This window comes from Rhodococcus sp. NPDC059969, assembly GCF_042738325.1.
In the GTDB taxonomy this organism is placed as follows: domain Bacteria; phylum Actinomycetota; class Actinomycetes; order Mycobacteriales; family Mycobacteriaceae; genus Rhodococcus_F.
Genome location: NZ_JBHWUF010000001.1, coordinates 358724 through 374699 on the forward strand (window position 1 = coordinate 358724; position 15976 = coordinate 374699).

Here is a 15976-nt window from a genome sequence, read left to right on the forward strand (position 1 = left end):
TCCAGCACCGGCAGTGAAATCAGCCGTAACACTCTGCGCGCCAACAGCATCGAATGTATGGCTCAATGTCGCAACTCCGCCAGTCACCGTGACCGGAGAACCGATCGCCGTGCCGTTCGACTTGAACTGCACAGTACCCACAGCAGTGTTCGGAGCAACCGCGGCCGTCAGATCAACCGCCGTACCCGTGATCGCCGTCGCGGGAACCGAGAGTGACGTCGTGGTCTCGACATCAACCGGAGCCGGATCAGAGACCGTCACCGTCTGAGCCGACGCCGACGAACTCACAAAGCCAGCACCGGCAGTGAAATCAGCCGTAACACTCTGCGCGCCAACAGCATCGAATGTATGGCTCAATGTCGCAACTCCGCCAGTCACCGTGACCGGTGAACCAATGGCCGCACCGTTCGACTTGAACTGCACCGAACCGACAGCGTTGTTCGGAGCAACCGTCGCCGTCAGATCAACCGCAGTGCCCGTGATCGCCGTAGCCGGGACCGAGAGTGACGTCGTCGTCTCGACATCCACCGGAGCCGGATCGGACACCGTCACCGTCTGAGCCGACGCCGAAGAACTCACAAAGCCAGCGCCAGCAGTAAAGTCAGCCGTAACACTCTGCGCACCAGCAACATCGAACGCATGCGACAGAGTCGCAACACCCGAAGCAACTGCAACCGGAGAACCGATCGCCGCACCATTCGACTTGAACTGCACCGAACCCACAGCAGTGTTCGGAGCCACCGTCGCAGTCAGATCAACCGCAGTACCCGTAATCGCCGTAGCCGGAACCGACAACGACGTCGTCGTCTCCACATCCACTGGTGCAGAATTGACAGTGATGGTGGCCAACGGGCCTGCGCCCGCGTTCAGGTTCGCATTTCCCTTTGCATCGCGCGGACTGCACCTGGTCGGCGCCCATTGCGTGCCACCAAGGAAACTGGCGCGGGCGAGCTGAGTATTGAAATTCTTGTCATCGCCGTAATTGGCGGCAGTGCCCGCCGTTCGAATGGTCGGTTGAATTACGCCCGATGCGCCTGCGACCATAGTCACGTCTATCGCAGGCAACCTGAACCAACTGTCGCCGTTGCTGTTTGTGCTGCCGTCCAAGTTCTTCTTGGTTTTGGGAGCTCGGATGCCACCCTCGCTGTTGGTGCTGTTGGCAGCACCATTCCCAACCACCTGATTACTACCTGAAATTCGCAGGTAAGGACCGTTTGCGTCCTCGACACCCGCATCACTGATTCGAATAACACTGGGCGCAACACCATCGAGGTTGAACGAAGTCCCCGCGACGATTGTCGCGCTGACGAAGGTCGCGTTGCTCGGTAGCGTGAAGTCGTTCTTCAAGCGCGACAGGTTCGTCGTCGTCGCACCTGAATCAGAGTTTGGGTAAGAGGATGCATTTGTCTGCATCCGGAAGGTGAATGTTTCTCCGGGAGAAACTGTTTCGGGAGCATCAACTGTAACGGAGCTTGTCGTCATCTTATCGACGGTGAGCACGGACTTCGCCTGACACGCAGTCTGAAAGGTCGTCGTAACAGGCGCCGCTGACGCGGGCGTGCCGACCAGCAGCATTCCGGCGACCATGGCGGTTCCGGTTATGGGCACGGCGAATCGCCGCAACTGAGAGATTTGGGGCATGGGCACTTCCTTCGGAAGGGCAAACATGAGCAGTGGATTCGGACAAAACGTGTGCGCGCCGTCACAACATAACGAAAAAACTAGTACGTGTACTACTTTTGGCAAGACACTTGTCCAATTCACCCCGGACTCACCCTCGTATCACCAGACGCGGGATGGAAAAGCAGGGTATGGAAACTCGATTGAACGCAAAACTATCGCCAAAGCGGGCCATCGACAACGCTTTTGGTGGTCACCTCGCCATTCGGCGGGAAAATGTTGATATTTCGTCAGTTCGGAAAAAGTTCCAAACCTACCAGTACGAAAGTACGAAAAGGGCCGCGACGGAGTCCGTCGCGGCCCTGATTGTGTTGGTTCAGCGTGTCAGCGAAGCACATCCGTGCCGACAAACGGCACCAATGCCTCGGGCACTCGCACCGAGCCGTCGGCCTGCTGATGGTTCTCGAGAATCGACACGATCCAGCGCGTCGTAGCCAAGGTGCCGTTGAGGGTGGCAGCCGTCTGCGGCTTGCCGTTCTCGTCGCGGTACCGAACTCCGAGGCGACGGGCCTGGAAGGTCGTGCAGTTGGACGTCGATGTCAGCTCGCGGTAGGTGCCCTGCGTCGGAACCCACGCTTCGCAGTCGAACTTACGCGCGGCCGAAGAACCTAGATCTCCGCCGGCGACGTCGATCACGCGGTACGGAACGTCGATGGCGGCCAACATGTCTCGCTCCCAGCCGAGAAGACGCTGGTGTTCGGCGTCGGCATCCTCGGGACGGCAGTACGTGAACATCTCGACCTTGTCGAACTGATGGACACGGATGATGCCGCGGGTGTCCTTGCCATAGCTGCCGGCCTCGCGGCGGAAGCACGAGGACCAACCGGCGTAGCGCTTCGGGCCTTCGTTCAGTTCGAGGATCTCGCCCGAGTGGTAGCCGGCCATCGGCACCTCGGAAGTTCCGACGAGGTACAGGTCGTCATCCTGCAGGTGGTAGATCTCGTCCGAGTGAGCGCCGAGGAAGCCGGTACCGGCCATGATTTCCGGGCGCACGAGCACAGGCGGAATCATCATCGTGAAGCCGTTGGCGATCGCCTTCTGCGCGGCCAACTGCAGCAGTCCGAGCTGGAGCATCGCTCCATAGCCGGTCATGAAGTAGAAGCGCGAGCCCGAAACCTTGGCGCCGCGTTCCATGTCGATCAGGCCGAGCGACTCACCCAGTTCGAGGTGATCCTTCGGCTCGAAGTCGAACTTCGGAATCTCACCGACGTGTTCGAGCACGATGTAATCGTCCTCGCCACCGGCCGGCGCACCTTCCTGTACGACGTTGGAAATCGCGCGGTGTGCGGCGTCGAGTGCGGCCTGCGCCTCGTGCTGCGCGGCCTCGGCTTCCTTGACCTTTGCCGCCAGTTCCTTGGAACCCTCGAGCAGCGCCGGACGCTCCTCCGGAGATGCCTGTCCGACCTTCTTGCCGAAGGCCTTCTGCTCTGCGCGGAGGTTGTCTCCGGTCAGGACGGCAGCGCGTCGGGACGCGTCGGCTTCGAGCAGAGCATCGACCAGTCCTGGATCTTCTCCACGGGTGCGCTGCGACTCGCGGACGATTTCGGGGTTCTCACGGAGAAACTTGAGGTCAATCACGACTTCGAACTTTACCCACTCACCGCAGCTCGCCGACGCTCACGTCCACGTCGAAGAGGGGGAGATCACGATTCGAGCAGACTCAGGTAATCCTCGCGTCCGAACATCCGAGCCGCGTCGACGGCAGTCGGGTGTCCACCTTTCGGGTCGGCTCCACCGTTCACCAGCGCTTTCACCACCGCATCCTCGCCCTTGAAGACGGCTCCGGCGAGTGGTGTCTGATTCTTGTCGTTGGGTCGGTTGACGTCGGCGCCGCGATCGATCAAGGCAATGACGGCGTCAGCGTGACCGTGATACGCCGCCAACATGACGAGCGTGTCGCCGCTCTCGTTGGTCAGATTGACGGGAACTCCGGCATCGACGTACGACGCCAGCCCGGCTGCGTCGCCGGTTCGTGCCATGTCGAAGAGCCGGCCCGCAAGCTCGACAGCCTCGGGATCGAGTGGGGTGTTTTCGCTCATGACTACAAAATACCTACAGACGCGATTGTGAGTTTTGTAGTGAAGGTTCGATATTGCCACGGCAACAGGCATGATGGAATCGATGTCCGAAGACAAGATCGAGAAGTCGCCAGATCCGGCAGTTCCCCAGGGGGCGCCGGCGAAGAAAACTGTCTCCGCGAGTCGCACCCGCCGGGTCCTGGCTGCCGTCGCGGTGGGTGCGGTGGTCGCCGCGATCGCAACGATCGCGATTTCCGGTGGATTGAACAAGGACGACTCGTCCTCGGTCAGTGTCAGTGGCGGCGGTCCAGCAGCGACGGGCTCTGCTCGCGACGACGCTTTCACCGCGGCTGCCGCCGGCGACTGCCTCAACTGGACGCCTGCGACCGAGTCGGGTGGGGACCGCACGGACATGTCGAAGGTTCAGTGCGGAAGTGAGCACCGCTTCGAAGTTGCCGGTCCACTCGATCTGTCGGTGTTCCCCGGCGCCGAGTTCGGCCCCGGTTCCCGGTACCCGGGCGCCCTTCGATTCGCCGAACTACGCGACGAGCACTGCACACCCATCGTCATGTCCTACCTCGATTCGAAGTTCGATCCCAAGGGCAAGTTCAGCGTCGGCCTGATGTTCCCGAGCGAATCCGGTTGGGCCTCGGGCGAGCGCGCACTGCGTTGCGGCTTGCAGTTCTCGACGACGACCGGCGAACTACAACCGTTCGTGGGCCGCGTGGCGGATCAGGACCAGTCGAACGTGTGGGACGTCGGCACGTGCATCGGCATCAACCAGAACCTCCCGACCGATCCGGTCGATTGTGCGAAACCGCATGCATACGAGGTTATTTCGGTGATCGACCTCGGCACTCAGTTCCCCGGCGCGATGCCGTCGGTGGAAGATCAGGACCGCTACCTCGAAGGCGTCTGCACTCAGGCGTCCAACGAGTACCTGGGTTCCGCAGACGCACTTCGCGACAAGACGCTGACGCTGTTCTGGGACAACATTTCACTGGAAAGCTGGTTGGCCGGTAGTCGCCGCGTCAATTGTTCGATCGGCAAAGAGGTCGAAACCGGCGGGTTTGCCGCGATCACCGGAAGCGCCAAGGGCGAGATCCTGATCAACGGTGCCGCTCCGGTTCCGCCACCCGCTGCACCGGAAGGTCGGTCGTTGCCGACGCCGTTGCCCGGCGCAGCTCCGCCGTCGTAAGCCATGACGGTGACTATGACGCCCGACCGGTTCGAGGAACTGGTCGGCGAGGCACTAGATCTGATTCCGCCCGAACTTGCGAAGGCCATCGACAATGTCGTGGTGCTGGTCGAAGCACGTGACGAGGAAGAACCGGGGCTGCTCGGTTTGTATCAGGGCGTCGCTCTGACCGAGCGGGATTCTCATTACGGCGGGTACCTGCCGGACACGGTCACCATTTTCCGCGATTCGATCCTCGATATCTGTGCATCGGAGGACGAGGTTGTTCACGAGGTTGCAGTGACCGTCATCCACGAGATCGCGCATTACTTCGGCATCGAGGAAGACAGGTTGCACGAACTCGGCTGGGGATAGGGGCAAAGTCGTCCGATTTCGGGGGGAACCAAAAGCGACCGGCATGCATCAAACTAGGTGCGGGGGGATTTCGACGGCTGTGTGCACGACCTCCCGACCACTTATCCGCCCTGGTCAGGAAGGAGTTCGGCACTATGTACGTCGATCCTCAAGCCCTAGTTGCCGCCGCAATAGAACTCGAGTCTGCGGCGACGCGTTTGCGCGGAATCGTCTCCACTGCGCAGCCGACGCTGCGCGTCCTTCCGGCCGGGTCCGAAGAAGTCTCCGGTAGCGCGGCACATTACTTCAACACCATCTCGGGCAGCCTTGCCTCGTCCACCGATCGGGCAATCGAGGAGCTCACCGCGGCTGCGGCGGCTCTGCGCAAGAATGCAGCTGCCTACGAGCTCGAAGACCAGCTCACCAAGACCAGCCTGGCGGCCGCACCGATCTGATCGACAGCGATCGAACTCGGCAACTTCGAACTCGGCAACTTCGAACTCGGCAACACAGTCACACTCCCTGGGGGGAAGAACAATGGTCGGCATCACGGGCGTCATCTGGTATCCGCGGGGCGCAGCACCCAACTCTGCAGCACTGGTCGCAGGGGCCGGGCCGGTCCCTCTCGGTGTGGCGGCCGGTGCTTGGTCCACCGTTTCGTCCGGACTTACCGACACCGCTGCGTCCATCTCTCGCGTGATGGCGGACCTTCGCACCGGGTGGTCAGGAGAAGCAGCCGATGCCGCGTTGAGCAAGTTCGCACCGTTCCAGGAATGGGCTGGTGCGGCCGCGCTGCTCGCGGGAGAAACTGCAGGTAAGGCCCAGGTGCAGTCCGGCTCGTACACGGTTGCCACCCTCGCCATGCCGTCCCTGCCCGAGATTGCAGCGGTTCAAGCGGCCAAGGTCGCCGCGTACTCCATCGGCGGTGCGCTGGTAGGCGGGGCCGCTGCAGCCGAGGCGGCTGAAGAAGCTCTCAAAATTCGAGCGGCGGTGACGATGGAAACGTATGACGCCGCAACAGCCCATCTGGCCGTGCAGCAGAACTTCGACTCACCACCGTCCATCGCGGAACCCACCGCTGGGGCTTCCGCTTCGGCCGAAAGCCCAGGCAGCGCCGCTCGACAGTCCGTCGTGCACGCGGCATCCACGCTCGCTGACGTAATCGCGGATCCTGTGCGCGCCGCAACCGCTGCTGTCGCATCTGTAGTTTCCAGCCCGGTATTTGCCGCCGCTGCCTCGCAGGCCGGTGCCATCGCCGGTGGAGCGGCGGCCGCCGCCGGGACCACGACAACCGCAGTCACGGGCGCCACCAGTGCCGCATCAGCTCTCGCGACGGCAGGAGCAGGACTCACCGGACTGGGCGGCACAGGACTGGGCGGCAGAGGACTCGGCGGCGCAGGGCTGGGCGCTTCCGCACCGTCACTGTTCGGCTCCCCGTCTGCAGGCCGGGCACCGGCACAGGTCAGCGCAGCATCCGCGGCTACCGGAGTCGGAACAAGTGCAGGCTCGTCGTCGAGCGGCAGCATCGGCCGGCACGCTCTTCCCGATCCCTCCACCGGCCAAGCCGCACGCCAGAACCCCGTGACCTCGCCGGTTCAGGGCACCGCGGATACCGTCAGAGTGGATCCCGCCCGAACCGCAGGCGGATCTGCGCCGATCGTCGGCGGTCGTCATGCCGCCCAAGCGGAAGACGAGACCGAGCACGAGACACCCGATTATCTCAAGCACTTCGAGCACTTCGCCGACGGCCGGACGGTCATCCCTTCGGTGATCGGTGGCTCGCTTGAAACCGCAGAGCGTTGATGGTGGATCTCGGCACCTCACCTGACGGCTGGAATTTGCCGGTCGTCACGGTGTCACAGGACGAAATCGACTATGTACGTGAGCGACTCGGACTCGACGCGCTTCCCGTGGTTCTCGGTGGCGCGTCGGTCCACGGCAGTGCGAGCGCTCACCATACGGCGATGCAGTCCGCGGCAGATTCACTCTCCGAGCGCGATCTCCTCCCCGGTGGGGAGATCCATCACGAACTCAGTGCCCGCCTGCGCGTCCTGACTCACCCCAAGTGGGAGTTGGCGCTGCGTCGGCATGCCGGCGGAAGCATTTCACGCCTCTGCATCGCGCAGGGCGAATTCCTTTGTGTCGAAGCAACATCAACCGAGTCTTCGTTTGCACTACGCAGTGTCACGTCCGAACCGGCCGTACCCGTGGTCACCGCGCTCGGCAGCGCCGAAGCAATGCCGATCGCCGTGATCAACGCACCGACCGAAATGCTGAGCCTGGCATTCGGCGTCGGCCCGGATGCCGACAGCGTGACCCCTGCCTTGATCAACGCCGGGATACCCGAAGACGAAGCGCACCAACTGGGTAGCGCAATCGTCACCTGTACCGCTTTCGCCGAATTGGTCGGAATACCACACAGTTTGGGAGCGACCACGCTCATGACCGGCGCAGTGACGGTGTACGACACCTTGGCCGGCCGGCTCGTGGGTTCGACCACTCGGGCTGCCGACGGCACCGAATGGACATCCATCAGTTCCGGAACACCCCACCGCCTTCGGCAAGCCGTGAACGCGCTGGTAACCGAACTCGAGGAATCGACGCCGGACACTTCCGGGTAACCTCGGGGCGTCCCTTCAACGCCCGGAGCCTTACTTCAGCATGCAGTTCTCGCGTCAACCGTCGTCACCGGGCGAACAAGGCTCGGTCGGCACGATCGATCGGCCGACCGAAGAACGGGCAACAACACCTCACCGACAAGATCTCAACGGCCTGCGTGGCCTTGCCATCGGTTTGGTGGTCGTGTTCCACGTGTGGTTCGGACGGGTATCGGGCGGGGTGGATGTCTTCCTGGTTCTGTCCGGGTACTTCTTCGTCGGCTCACTGGTTCGACGCGCCGAAGCTGGGGGCTCGTCGAACCCGCTCCCAGCACTGCGGCGAGTGTTTCTGCGGCTGTTTCCTCTGATCGCGGTGGTCAGCGTCTTGACTGCGATCGGGACCGCGCTGCTGTTGCCGCGGACGCGCTGGGCAGATCTGGGTGATCAACTGATCGCGGTGCTCGGCTTCTTCCAGAACTGGCGGCTCGCCAGCACCGCAAGCGATTACCTGGCCGCCGATGGTTCGGTCACTCCCCTGCAGCATCTCTGGTCGATGGCCGTGCAAGGTCAGTTCTATCTCCTGGCCATTGCACTCGTCTCGGTGATCGCCTACCTGGCTTCGCGCGTGAATCCGAACTACTTTCGACCCTCGCTCGCGGTCACCCTCTTCGTTCTGGCCGCCGGATCTTTCCTCTACGCGCTCGCCAAATCGTCACGCCATCAAGCTTGGGCGTACTACGACTCCGGTGCCAGGTTGTGGGAATTGGCTCTCGGAGGTCTGCTCGCGGTTCTGATGACCAGCACGCGCAGTCGGCAGATCGCGTCGTTGCCGTTCTCGATCCGGGCAACGATCGGTTGGGCGGGTCTTTCGTCGATCCTGTTGTGCGGAGTCGTTCTCGACGGCGCGGCGCAGTTCCCCGGCCCGTGGGCGCTGGTACCGGTGCTGGCAACTCTTGCGCTGATCCTGTCCGGAGTCGGCGACGACGCACCCTGGACGTCGCAGACGCTCGCTCATCCGGCGCTGACGTGGCTCGGCTCGTTCGCGTTCGCGCTGTACCTGATTCACTGGCCCATCCTGGTGTTTGCGCTCGTGATCACCGGACGCCCCGAAGCCGGCCCGCTCGGCGGGGCAATGATCATCGCCCTCTCCGTCGCCGGGGCGCTCGCACTCCGGCGCCTGGTCGAGGTTCCGGTGGAGCGCGGAGGTCGCTCGCGCCGATTCACCGTTCTGGCTTGTGTCATCACCGCTGCCGTGGTCCTCGCCGCTTCGGTCGCTTGGCAGTCGTACGCGAGCAGCCAGACGACGGGCCAACGGGCGGTCGACACCCTCGACCTCCCTACCCATCCCGGCGCACTCGCGCTCACGGACGGTGCCGATGTACCCAAGGCGTCGATGGTTCCCTCGATCTTCGATGCGCCGCTGGACCTTCCGGCCAGCACGCTCGACGGTTGTATCGCCGATTTTCTCGAGCGGGACGTCGTCCACTGCACCTACGGCGACGCCGACGCCGACAGAACCATCGCTCTCGCGGGCGGTTCGCACTCCGAACACTGGCTCACTGCGCTCGACGAACTCGGCAAGAGCCACGGGTTCCGCGTCGACACGTATCTGAAGATGGGCTGCCCGCTCACGATCGACTCCATGCAGACGTTGTCGGACAACGACTATCCGGATTGCGTCGACTGGTCGCGTGGAGTGCTGACCGAGTTGGCCGACGCCTCACCCGATTTCGTGTTCACGACAGCAACCAGGCCGAGTTCCGACGGTCCCGGCGACGTGACGCCGGAGTCGTACGTGCACGTGTGGGAGGAACTGGGGCGCGACGGTATCGACGTGCTCGCCATTCGCGACACCCCGTGGTTGCATCACGACGGCGTCGCCTACCGCGCGATCGACTGTCTGGCGACCACCACGTCACCCGATCACTGCGCGATGCCACGGTCCGAAATGCTCAGCGACGTCAATCCGGCGCCGTCGGCAATCGCCGATCTGACCAACGTCCGGCTACTCGACCTCAGCGACGGCGTGTGCGGACCGGAGTTGTGCCGCGTCGTGGAGGGAAATGTGTTGGTGTATCACGATTCCCACCACCTGACCGCCAGTTACGTGAGCACCCTGTCCGCCGAACTCGGGCGCCAACTGAGCGTCCAGACCGGCTGGTGGTGAAGCAGGCGGTCAGCCCATCACGTCGTCGGCACCGGGGATGAGCCGATGCTCGAACGGCGGATTCACAGCTCCCCAGCGCAGGCACTCCCAGCCGCCGTCGGCCGAGGGCAACAGTTCGACGGTCTCGGTGTTGGCCAGGTGGTTGTTGGCGGCGAACAGACCGGGGACACCGGCCAGTTGGGCGGCGACAAGACGGATCGCCGCACCATGACTGACCACGACGATGTCTCCGCCGTCGCGTGAGCCTTCGAGAAATTCTTCCCGCAACGCGTTGACGACGGGGACGTACCGTTCCAGGACGTCGTATCCCGTTTCGCCGCCGGGAATGCGGGCGCCGAGGTTCCCGGTGTGCCAGTGATGGAACGTCTCCATGAACAGTCGGTGCGCGGCTTCGTCGGTGCGATCCTCGAGATCCCCGGCCTGCACCTCGTGCAGTCCGTCCCGCACATCCAGGGAGACGCCCGCCGCCTGCTCCACGAAACCTGCTGTCTGCCGTGCACGCAACGCCAACGACGACACAAGTGCGAGGGGCGGGGCCGAAGCGAGGCCGATGCCCAACGTTTCGGCCTGCGCCAACCCTGCCGGCGTGAGTTTTGCTCCAGGCAAGGCGGTGTCGAGACGCTTGGCGACATTCGCCTCCGTCTGACCGTGCCGAACGAGGATGAGCCTTCCGGTCATCGTTCTCCCTCTCCCCGCTTGAGCTCGTCGATCCAGTTGATTGCTTCTTCGTCCGAAGGTGGTTGTGGCCCGGTCGAATTCGCTGTTGCCCACGATCCGAGGAAGCGGACTCCGGATTTGCGATGCAGTGCACGCATCGCTTCGGCCACCAACGAGTCCTCGATGTGCCCGACGCAGTCCACGAAGAAGCGATAAGTACCCAATTCCGTTCGCATCGGCCGCGATTCGATCCGAGTCAGATCGATACCGCGAGCTGCGAATTCGGAGAGTGCACGTACCAGGGAGCCCGGAGCGTTGTCGAGGTGAAGCACCAGCGCGGTGCGATCGGCACCGGTCCGCGGTGGAACCGGGGCCGGTTTGGTGACCAGCACGAAGCGTGTGCGGGCACCGCCCACATCGGCGACGTTGTCCGCGAGGCTGTCGAGTTCGAGCATCTGACCGGCCAGCGCCGTGGACACACCGGCGTCGACGGTTCCGGCCTGCACATCCAGGGCCGCACCGGCATTGGACGAGGCCAGCACTACCTCGGCCTGTGGAAGGTTCTCGGCGATCCATCCGCGGACCTGTGCGCCCGCATGTGGGTAGGCCCCGATCGTGCGGACCTGATCTGCGGTAGTCCCGGCCCGAACCAGGATGGAGAAGCTCACGTCCAGATCGGTTTCGGCCACGATCTGCAGCGGCGAACCGAGGGCCAGCGAATCGAGCGTCGGCGCTACGCCGCCTTCCACCGAGTTCTCGAAGGGAACCACGGCCCCGTCGACCGAACCCTCGCGAACCATGTCGAGCGTCGCCGGCGGACTGCCTGCCGGTACTCGCTCGACGGTTTCGCCGAACGCGCCCTCAGCCTCCAACTGGGCGAGAGCTATCTCCGTGAAGGTTCCCGACGGACCGAAATACGCGATTCTTGGCACGCCTACGAGATTACGCACCGACCCGCGCCGGTCACTGCAAACCCGCGGCACGCAGAGCGGTTTCCACCGCCTGCGGATCCGCAACCTCGATCGTGAGCAGCACCTCGCGCATCGCGGACGCGGCTTCCGGGATCAGAGCAGTGAGTTTTTCCGGCTTCGGATCGACTATCGCGGCGCGAACGTCATCGCCGCGCAGTGCGGCGACGGTGCCACACAGCAGGGCGATCACCTCGTCGGCGTCGGCGGCGCGGGCGACGAAACCGACGGACTCGTGCGCGAGTACCGCCAGGAAATCGGCCACTTCGGTGGGCGTACGACCGGCGGCGAGTCCGGGAATCCGGCCACCTTCGCACAGTCGCAGTGCCGCTTCGGCAGGCGTCAGTTCCTCTTCACCGCCGTCGACGTACACCGCGAGCGGAGCGGGCAGGCGCAGCGCGATCGCGTCGTCGATCTGGTCGGTGGTGACGTCGAGGTCGAAACGCACGGCCTCGTACGACGCACCGGTGTCCGCACGTAGTTTCTCGGGATCGATGTCGAGACGGACGACCACCCGGCCCGCGGCTACGGCGCCGATCAGGGCGGACGCCGGAACGACCGGGAGAAAGAGTGCTTCGAGGAGTCCGCGCGAGTTTCTCGGGGCGGGCAGCCCGAGTGAGAGAGGAATGGCCACGGACAAACCGTAACCCCGGCGAAGTCGACGGATTCCACGCGAGTTGCGTAAAAGTCTTGCGATTCACACCGGAGCACCTTAGGTTAGGGTTACCTCATCATCCGATGGAGTTCGAGAGAACACCCGCCAAGGGGGCAGCATGGCAACGAAGACCAGCACCGGCCCGTCCACCGCCGAACGCGTCCGCAGCGCCTGCGTGCGCGCACAGGACGCAGTTCTCGCCATCGAAGGCAGCGACCCCACCGTCACGTCGGTGCATCACCTGCGTTCGAACGGTGACGTCGTCGTTGCAGTCCCACATGCCTCCGCAGCTGCGGCTCTGGCCTGGAACTCCGGCGGCGGCGGCTTGCCTGCCGTCCTCGAGATCACCGATCACGCACCACTTCGACTGCGCGAGCCCGTGCGCTCCCTCGTGTGGCTTCGCGGCACGTTGCACGCGGTGCCCGATTACGAGGCACGCGTTCTCGCCGACGACGTCGCATCCGAACATCCCCACCCGGGACTTCTCGACATCGGCCACACCTCGGTCCTTCTTCGTTTGAGCCTGGCCTCGGCTGTAGTCGCTGATTCGACGGGAGCGGAACCCGTCGCCGTGGACGAACTGCTGAACGCCAGCCCCGATCCCTTCTGGGAAATGGAAACGGCGTGGCTACAGCATCTCGACGAAGACCACCGCGACCTCGTGGACCTGCTCGTGCGCAAGCTTCCCCCGTACATGCGCACCGGACGCGTTCGGCCACTCGGCATCGACCGCTACGGCCTGCGCCTGCGGGTCGAGGATCACACCGGTGACCGCGACGTGTGGATGCCGTTCGCCAACCCCGTCGACGACGCTCCCGCGCTGAGCCGCGCCATCCGCATGCTGGTCGGGTGCCCTTTCCTCAACGGCCTCCGATCGGGCGGCGCATCGAACGGCTAGCGTTGCGCGGGTGAATGCCCGCGAAACCGTCCGCACGTGGTTACGGCCGCCGACTCCCGTCCCGGCCGGCCCGGCGCTCGATCCGGCCGCCAGACGCGGAGTCTGGATCGAGATCACGATCGTCCTGCTGGTCACCTTCGGACTCAGCGGATTGTCCGGGATCCTGTCGCTCGCCGAATCCTTGGCGACGCCGGTTGCGCTCTCGGATCAGACGGTTGCGCTCAATCCCTCGCGGGCCGCCATCGACTGGATCGACCTGGCGCGCCAATTACTGGGCGTCGCAAAGCTTCTCGCATGGGCAGCGCTAGGACTCTATCTACTGTGGCGCTCGGGGATCGGTCCGCGTGCTGCGGGGCTGACTCCCAAACCTCGATTCGGACGCGACATAGCCCCGGGTTTCGGCTTGGCCGCCGTGATCGGTCTCCCCGGCCTGGTGTTCTATCTCGTGGCTCAGGCGCTCAGCGTCAACCTCACCGTCCAGGCCAGCGCGCTCGACGACCACTGGTGGCGGGTGCCGATCCTCGTACTGTCCGCAATCGCGAACTCCGGCGCCGAAGAGGTGCTGGTCGTCGCCTACCTGATCACTCGCCTCCGAACGCTGGGTTGGAGCGAGAACAAATCGCTGCTCGCATCGTCACTCCTGCGCGGCAGTTACCACCTCTATCAGGGGTTCGGCGGCGGCGTCGGAAACGTGATCATGGGGCTCGTGTTCGGCCGGTACTGGCAGCGCACGGGGAAACTCTGGCCACTGGTCATCGCCCACGCTCTCATCGACATGGTGGCGTTCATCGGTTACGCCCTCCTGCGCGATCACGTCTCCTGGCTGCCGTGACCGGTACCGTGAACTGGTGACCGGCGACTCCGAATATCCTCAGCGCCCTCCGCGGCGCCAGCCGCCAGGGCCACCTCCGCGTGGACCGATGCCTCCGAGGCAGAACCCTCCACGCCCGAATCCACCCCGTCAGGGCCCACCCCCGCAGCGGCGTCCACCGATGCCGCCGGAAGGGCCGACGGTCATACGCCGCGACGGACGCCCGCCGCAGCAGAATCCGGCCAATCAGGCCTGGTCACAGGCCCCACAACAAGCGCCGCAGCAACCCAGACTCGAGGACTGGGCACCGACCCAGCGCCCGCAGCCGTTCCAGGACGATCCCCGTCGTCAGGGTGGGCAGCGTCAGGATCCGCAGCGTCAGGCCAAGTACGCGCCCGCTCCGCCGCGCCGAACCCCGCCGAACGCCCCGCCGCGCCCTCCTGAACCACCGAAGCAGCGACGCCCACGTAAGCGTCGTAGCTGGGGTAAACGTATCGGCATCACGTTGTTGGTGTTGCTGCTCGCATTGGCCGGCGCGCTCTATTACGTCGACAGTTCGCTCAATCGAATCGACGCGCTGCCTGACTACGCAGGACGCGTCGCCGATACTCCGGGAACGAACTGGCTGATCGTCGGCTCCGACTCTCGTGAGGGGCTCACCCCCGAGCAGGAGCAAGCCCTTGCGACGGGCGGCGACACCGGACCCAAGCGCACTGACACGGTGATCTTGGTCCACGTCCCCAAGAGCGGGAAGACGACGATGGTCAGCATCCCGCGCGACTCGTACGTTCCGATCCCCGGCTACGGCTCGGACAAGATCAACGCCGCCTTCGCCTTCGGTGGCGCTCCCTTGTTGGTGCAGACCGTCGAGGAGGCAACGGGGCTTCGCATCGACCACTACGCCGAAATCGGATTCAGCGGGTTCGCGGGCATCGTCGATGCCGTCGGCGGCGTCAACGTGTGCCTGGCTCAGCCGATCGACGACCCGCTGGCCGGGATCAACCTCCCCGCCGGATGTCAGGACTTGAAAGGTTCGGACGCACTCGGGTTCGTGCGAACTCGCGCCACGGCGCTCGCCGACCTCGACCGCATGAACAACCAGCGCCAGTTCATGTCGGCGTTGCTGTCGAAGGCGACCAGTCCGACCACGTTCCTCAATCCGTTCCGGTTGTGGCCACTCGTCTCCGATACCGCCAAGTCCCTACAGGTCGACAAGAGCGATCACATCTGGAATCTGGCCTCACTCGCCTGGGCGCTTCGGGGAGGGATGACCACCACGACGGTTCCCGTTGCTGGTTTCGAGGACGTCGACGGTTCGGGCAACGTGCTGTTGTGGGACAAGGCACGCGCTTCCCAGTTCTTCGACGCCCTCGCCAACGATCAGCAGATTCCGCAGGATCTGATCACCACCGGGTGATCGCCCTGAGTTCCCGTCGTACCGAGGGAGGACAATCCGGGCCAACAAATCGCTTTTCGGCAGGACGCGGAATCTGCGGCCGAAAAATACCGTGAAGGTATGAACAAAACACACCACAGGTACCGCACTCTCGCCGTCGTGGCCGCCGCCGTCGGAGCTGCTGCACTCGCGACGTCCTGCTCCGGAACCTTCGAGAAGTTCGACGACTCCAAGGCGTACAAGAAGACCGAAACCTTCTCGTTTGCACGAACATCCAACGGAATCGACACGCTACCGAGCTGGGTTCCGGCCGGCGCGACGGATATCGACGAGATCATCCGCACCACCGGCAACGAACGAATCCTGCGAATGAAAGCGAACGTCGCGGAGATCGATCACAACATCTGCACTGCACTTCCCACAGTCGAAACACGCCCGGCATCTCTGTCCGCTCAGTGGTGGCCGGCGGGAACCGAAAAGAGCAGCTCGTTCCAGTGCGGCGACTGGTACGTCGGCGAAAAGGACTCGTTCGTCTACGGGTACCGACCGGAAACTCTCGGCTTCATCATCGATCAGCTCGACAAGAAGTAGCTCCCTC

16 protein-coding genes are annotated in these 15976 nt (G+C 63.9%); 10 read left to right on the forward strand and 6 right to left on the reverse strand.

Going from position 1 to position 15976, the window contains the following annotated elements:
- The 3 genes from ACFWAD_RS01660 to ACFWAD_RS01670 form a co-directional block, all read right to left on the reverse strand.
- On the reverse strand, window positions 1-1668 hold a 1668-nt coding region (locus ACFWAD_RS01660), incomplete at its 3' end, for an Ig-like domain repeat protein (RefSeq protein WP_378540835.1).
- A gap of 336 nt (window positions 1669-2004) precedes the next feature.
- Window positions 2005-3258: a serine--tRNA ligase gene (gene serS, locus ACFWAD_RS01665; protein WP_007736032.1), complete on the reverse strand. Its 1254-nt coding sequence runs from the start codon at window positions 3256-3258 to the stop codon at window positions 2005-2007.
- Window positions 3259-3323: 65 nt separating this feature from the next.
- On the reverse strand, window positions 3324-3719 hold the full coding sequence (locus ACFWAD_RS01670; RefSeq protein WP_378540838.1) for an ankyrin repeat domain-containing protein: 396 nt from the start codon (window positions 3717-3719) through the stop codon (window positions 3324-3326).
- Window positions 3720-3789: 70 nt separating this feature from the next.
- On the opposite strand from ACFWAD_RS01670, the gene ACFWAD_RS01675 reads away from it, so the two are divergent.
- The 6 genes from ACFWAD_RS01675 (at window position 3790) to ACFWAD_RS01700 (ending at window position 9993) form a co-directional block, all read left to right on the forward strand.
- Complete coding sequence (locus ACFWAD_RS01675) at window positions 3790-4896, forward strand: septum formation family protein (protein ID WP_378540840.1); 1107 nt, start codon at window positions 3790-3792, stop codon at window positions 4894-4896.
- 3 nt (window positions 4897-4899) lie between these two features.
- Window positions 4900-5250, forward strand: a complete 351-nt coding sequence (locus ACFWAD_RS01680; protein ID WP_007736028.1) for a metallopeptidase family protein — start codon at window positions 4900-4902, stop codon at window positions 5248-5250.
- A gap of 134 nt (window positions 5251-5384) precedes the next feature.
- Window positions 5385-5684, forward strand: coding sequence for a PE family protein (locus tag ACFWAD_RS01685; protein WP_378445529.1), 300 nt, complete (start codon window positions 5385-5387; stop codon window positions 5682-5684).
- A gap of 82 nt (window positions 5685-5766) precedes the next feature.
- Window positions 5767-7032 (forward strand): PPE domain-containing protein, encoded by a 1266-nt coding sequence (locus ACFWAD_RS01690; protein ID WP_378540843.1) that lies wholly within the window; start codon window positions 5767-5769, stop codon window positions 7030-7032.
- A complete protein-coding gene (locus ACFWAD_RS01695; RefSeq protein ID WP_378540846.1) occupies window positions 7032-7850 on the forward strand; it encodes an ESX secretion-associated protein EspG in 819 nt (272 codons plus the stop codon). The genes ACFWAD_RS01690 and ACFWAD_RS01695 overlap by 1 nt, the downstream gene beginning before the upstream one ends.
- A 40-nt stretch (window positions 7851-7890) precedes the next feature.
- Window positions 7891-9993 (forward strand): acyltransferase family protein, encoded by a 2103-nt coding sequence (locus tag ACFWAD_RS01700; RefSeq protein ID WP_378540849.1) that lies wholly within the window; start codon window positions 7891-7893, stop codon window positions 9991-9993.
- 9 nt (window positions 9994-10002) lie between these two features.
- On the opposite strand, the gene ACFWAD_RS01705 is transcribed toward ACFWAD_RS01700, so the two are convergent.
- The 3 genes from ACFWAD_RS01705 to ACFWAD_RS01715 are packed head-to-tail and all read right to left on the reverse strand — an operon-like array spanning window position 10003 to window position 12252.
- Window positions 10003-10671, reverse strand: coding sequence for a histidine phosphatase family protein (locus ACFWAD_RS01705; RefSeq protein WP_378445525.1), 669 nt, complete (start codon window positions 10669-10671; stop codon window positions 10003-10005).
- Window positions 10668-11582: a prephenate dehydratase gene (gene pheA / locus ACFWAD_RS01710; protein WP_378540852.1), complete on the reverse strand. Its 915-nt coding sequence runs from the start codon at window positions 11580-11582 to the stop codon at window positions 10668-10670. Before pheA ends, ACFWAD_RS01705 begins: the two co-directional genes overlap by 4 nt.
- Before the next feature lie 31 nt (window positions 11583-11613).
- The gene (locus ACFWAD_RS01715; protein ID WP_378540855.1) at window positions 11614-12252 is read right to left on the reverse strand and encodes a hypothetical protein; all 639 of its coding nucleotides are present in this window, start codon (window positions 12250-12252) and stop codon (window positions 11614-11616) included.
- Between the two features lie 139 nt (window positions 12253-12391).
- Between ACFWAD_RS01715 and ACFWAD_RS01720 the strand changes: the two genes are divergently transcribed.
- The 4 genes from ACFWAD_RS01720 to ACFWAD_RS01735 all read left to right on the forward strand — a co-directional run bounded on the left by ACFWAD_RS01720 (window position 12392) and on the right by ACFWAD_RS01735 (window position 15969).
- Entirely contained in the window at window positions 12392-13171 is a 780-nt protein-coding gene (locus ACFWAD_RS01720) for a DUF2470 domain-containing protein (protein WP_378536490.1), read from the forward strand.
- Window positions 13172-13181: 10 nt separating this feature from the next.
- Entirely contained in the window at window positions 13182-14003 is an 822-nt protein-coding gene (locus ACFWAD_RS01725; protein ID WP_378536487.1) for a CPBP family intramembrane glutamic endopeptidase, read from the forward strand.
- A gap of 160 nt (window positions 14004-14163) precedes the next feature.
- Complete coding sequence (locus ACFWAD_RS01730; RefSeq protein WP_378540857.1) at window positions 14164-15399, forward strand: LCP family protein; 1236 nt, start codon at window positions 14164-14166, stop codon at window positions 15397-15399.
- 99 nt (window positions 15400-15498) lie between these two features.
- Window positions 15499-15969 (forward strand): hypothetical protein, encoded by a 471-nt coding sequence (locus ACFWAD_RS01735; RefSeq protein WP_378540859.1) that lies wholly within the window; start codon window positions 15499-15501, stop codon window positions 15967-15969.
- Window positions 15970-15976: the final 7 nt, after the last annotated feature.

Coding starts and splice junctions, on each gene's coding strand:
- ACFWAD_RS01720 (WP_378536490.1), top strand. CDS start 12,392: ATGGCAACGAAGACCAGCACCGGCCCGTCCACCGCCGAACGCGTCCGC.
- ACFWAD_RS01695 (WP_378540846.1), top strand. CDS start 7,032: ATGGTGGATCTCGGCACCTCACCTGACGGCTGGAATTTGCCGGTCGTC.
- ACFWAD_RS01735 (WP_378540859.1), top strand. CDS start 15,499: ATGAACAAAACACACCACAGGTACCGCACTCTCGCCGTCGTGGCCGCC.
- ACFWAD_RS01690 (WP_378540843.1), top strand. CDS start 5,767: ATGGTCGGCATCACGGGCGTCATCTGGTATCCGCGGGGCGCAGCACCC.
- ACFWAD_RS01705 (WP_378445525.1), bottom strand. CDS start 10,671: ATGACCGGAAGGCTCATCCTCGTTCGGCACGGTCAGACGGAGGCGAAT.
- ACFWAD_RS01675 (WP_378540840.1), top strand. CDS start 3,790: ATGATGGAATCGATGTCCGAAGACAAGATCGAGAAGTCGCCAGATCCG.
- ACFWAD_RS01670 (WP_378540838.1), bottom strand. CDS start 3,719: ATGAGCGAAAACACCCCACTCGATCCCGAGGCTGTCGAGCTTGCGGGC.
- ACFWAD_RS01685 (WP_378445529.1), top strand. CDS start 5,385: ATGTACGTCGATCCTCAAGCCCTAGTTGCCGCCGCAATAGAACTCGAG.
- ACFWAD_RS01700 (WP_378540849.1), top strand. CDS start 7,891: ATGCAGTTCTCGCGTCAACCGTCGTCACCGGGCGAACAAGGCTCGGTC.
- ACFWAD_RS01680 (WP_007736028.1), top strand. CDS start 4,900: ATGACGGTGACTATGACGCCCGACCGGTTCGAGGAACTGGTCGGCGAG.
- ACFWAD_RS01730 (WP_378540857.1), top strand. CDS start 14,164: ATGCCGCCGGAAGGGCCGACGGTCATACGCCGCGACGGACGCCCGCCG.